The sequence below is a fragment of the uncultured Gemella sp. genome, from assembly GCF_963519265.1.
Lineage (GTDB): Bacteria > Bacillota > Bacilli > Staphylococcales > Gemellaceae > Gemella.
In genome coordinates, this window is the sequence record NZ_CAUQNQ010000123.1 from 1 (window position 1) to 3,402 (window position 3,402).

General features: G+C 30.2%; 2 protein-coding genes. One reads left to right on the forward strand and one right to left on the reverse strand.

The window, feature by feature from the left end:
• Positions 1–61: 61 nt before the first annotated feature.
• The gene (locus RWN11_RS07765) at positions 62–1,039 is read left to right on the forward strand and encodes an ATP-grasp domain-containing protein (protein WP_314161162.1); all 978 of its coding nucleotides are present in this window, start codon (positions 62–64) and stop codon (positions 1,037–1,039) included.
• A 54-nt stretch (positions 1,040–1,093) separates the two neighbouring features.
• Here RWN11_RS07765 and RWN11_RS07770 read toward each other — a convergent pair whose 3' ends face one another.
• The gene (locus tag RWN11_RS07770; protein WP_314161163.1) at positions 1,094–3,358 is read right to left on the reverse strand and encodes a hypothetical protein; all 2,265 of its coding nucleotides are present in this window, start codon (positions 3,356–3,358) and stop codon (positions 1,094–1,096) included.
• Positions 3,359–3,402: the final 44 nt, after the last annotated feature.

Here is a 3,402-nt window from a genome sequence, read left to right on the forward strand (position 1 = left end):
ATAAACCTATTTGAGTGCTTTGTATAGTGATAATAAATTGTTATCGGTAGGAGAACATTGTATGAAAATTCTATTCTTAGCCCAATTTGCACCTAATCATGATTTTTATATCGAACCACAAAATGATATGGAAGTTTTCTATGCTGAAACTTACCATCATAAGATTTATGAAGTATTAACCAAAACTGGTCATAAGATAATCACATCAAATAATGTTGACTATCTAATTAAAAACTATGAAGAAATTGATTTGGTATGGTCATTTTACAATAGGATTGGATTCAGAAATTCAGAGATTTTTGTACAATCATTGTGTGAATATTTAAAAATACCATATATTGGAGCGGCACCTAATGTCAGAGCTTTGGTAGAAGATAAGAATTTATCAAAAAATCTGGCTGAGCATTTGGGAATAAGTACTGCAAATTGGCAAATTGGTAGCATAGAGTTTCCATTGGTAGAACATCCACCATTTTCTGGACCTTATTTCATAAAACCACGATTTGGTAGTGGTTCAGAAGGTATTGATGAATCATGCTATTGCGAAACATGGAAAGATGTTAAAGAAAAAGAGAAAGAATTTTATCTCAAGCAAACTGAAATAATTGTTGAAGAATTTATTGATGGAAGATTATATGGTGTGCCATTCATTAAGAGGAACAATGGTGAAATTATTATAGGAACTCCGCATTTTTCAACGTCAGATAAAAAAGGAAACATTATTAGTACAAGTCAAAAACGAAGAACTGAAGGAGGTCTGAAAACAGAAATAAGTAAGGATGAGGTATTAAACAAGGAATTGTTTACTTTATCAAGGAAATATTTCCAAAGTATGCAACCATCTGACTATGGAAGGATAGACTTTATTATAGGAACAGATAGAAAACCATACTTTCTAGAAGTAAATACTATGATGAACCTTGGTATTCATAGTGGTTCTGTGCTAAGTTTCTTAAACAGTGGTTTTGAGACTTATGAAGATATTATTCTCACTCTATTACAAATCGGTATAGAACGAGTAAAACATCCAATAAAGTAAAAAAATACCCGTTTACCCCCACAGTTGATTTGGTTGTAAACGAGTTATCTTTATTTAATAGTACAATTTTTCAGGAAACAACAGTTTTACATCATAATATCTATAAAAAAGATAGCCCGGGCAAAATAATTTTTTCCAGTCCAAATCAGTATATTTTTGACCATCCTCAATTTTTTGTAAATAGTGAAAAGCTAGCTCCTCAACATAATAATCATCGTTTCTAAATGGGCTTGTATCTAGAGTATCCAGATATTCAGAAATATCTGCATCGTTCATATAGAAGTAGAGAAGTTGATTAATCTCAAAAAATCGCTTGGTTTGATAAACAGGAGATTTATCTACCAGAGATTTAACTTGAGAAAATAATTTATTTGCTTCTAAAGATGAAACTTTAGCTAAGTAGAGTGTTAGATTGATTCTAGAGTAAATAAAGGGAGTCTCCGAACCAGTTTCATCTTCTGATATCATATTGAAGTATAGTGTAGGATTTTGATTTGTAAAATTCATTAAATATAAGGAAAAGTTATTATATAAATATTCATATCTACTATCCTTTAGCAATAGTATTTGCTGTATTTCAGTTTCTAAATTTTGCAACTCTTCTCTAGCATTTTCTATTGTACTAAATTTCATTAAGAAGCAAATATAATTCGATAATGTTCGATTATAATTAATATCGTCTGCTCCTTTGAAAATCTCTAAAATATTCTTATAGGCTATCATCCCCTCTTCAAAAGGAAGATAAAATGCAATATTTCGTAATAAGTAAGGATAATATTGAGAACCGACAAAGTTTTTATAGAAAAATTTTCCTGTTTCATTAAGTATTTCTCGATACCCAGTGGAATTATTCCTGTTAATATAAGCAACGAATAAGTTTGACAATACCAAGCATTGCTCATCTTTGTCTACTGAAGTCTCTAATAGATGTTGTAAAAGGTCAAGGTGGTCTGACGACCGCAATCGCTCTTTGACTAAAGCTTGTAGTAGCAGATAACTTCTTTCATCACTATATTGCGGATATTTTTGAAGTAGGTGAAAAACTTCATTGAAATAGAAACGATTATACAATAGTCGGCCAATTGTTAAGAGCTCAGTTAAATTGTCTAATTCACAAGAAACTAATTGTAACAAATAATCAGTTTCTATTTCATCTCTCTGGAGTTTTAGGAGACCTAATAGAAAATATTTTTTCTTTGATAATTGCTTATTGGTATAACTAATTCCATATTTACAAAGTTCTACAGATAATTCTTCTGTTTCGGAGATTACATCAACAAGCGTATTTATAAGCAATGTTTCTTCAATTTGGTTTTGTGTAAAGGAAAAACCGGTATTAGCTAGAATTATCCTCCCTGAATCTAAATATTCTATAAATCCATCCTGTGATAGTTTACGAATTAATTCCGAAACGTCAGAGTTCTCTTCATTTAAAGTTAATGTTTTTTGGAGATAAGTCCGATAAACTTTATCTAAAAATTTTAATGACAAGGGACACCTTAATTGTGTTAGAGAACCTAAAACGATTTGTTCAAAGATAGTCAATTCACGCTCGAAATCATATTTCTTTATGCATGACATAATGGCATGTATGCTAAAATTTGAAGCTGATATTTTAGACAAACTCTTTTCATCTAATTCGGTTTGATAGCTTTTGAAAAAATGGTATGTTTCTTGATTATCAGGGCGTAAAAATTTCTGATTCCACCTATATGGATTAGTAATTTCAGATTTTGAAAGGAACTTAATAACTTCATGTTTGTCTTTATTGGGAACCGCGACTATTAAGTTCACTTTATGCTGTATAAGTATTTTTAGAAAATCAATATTTTTCTCATCTAATTCTTCTATTATAAGAGCAACTCTTGGATTAATCTTATTTAGGTATTCAATAAGAGCTCGTTCGAGCTTATAGTCTTCATAATGTATCGCATCTACGCTAAGTGTACTATCAATACAATCAATAATATTTACAATTGTAGAACCTATATTGGGAATAAAAGGGATGCAATCAAGTGGATATACCATTGTCTTGAGTATCGTCAAAATAACTTCTCGTTTAGGATACTTTGATATTTTTTTCTCAACTTCTTCAATAGTGACAGCATTAAAAATCTGTCTAAAAATTTGTTTTGCAATATTTTCACTACCACTAATATAAAAACTTGTTAATTCCTGACTATTAAAAAACTCGGTTGTATATTTTAAAAAGTAACTTAGTCCGCTCTCATCATCAGACTGGAGTAAAATAATTCTCTTATCTACATTATTTAGAAGGTCTTCCGGAGTAATTTTTCGATTTACGTAGACTTCATTCATATGCAAATTCTCCTTCTCCTACCGATAACAATTTATTATCACTA

What these genes read in the sequence shown, in the direction of transcription:
- RWN11_RS07765 (WP_314161162.1), top strand. Translation starts at nt 62, where the DNA reads ATGAAAATTCTATTCTTAGCCCAATTTGCACCTAATCATGATTTTTAT.
- RWN11_RS07770 (WP_314161163.1), bottom strand. Translation starts at nt 3,358, where the DNA reads ATGAATGAAGTCTACGTAAATCGAAAAATTACTCCGGAAGACCTTCTA.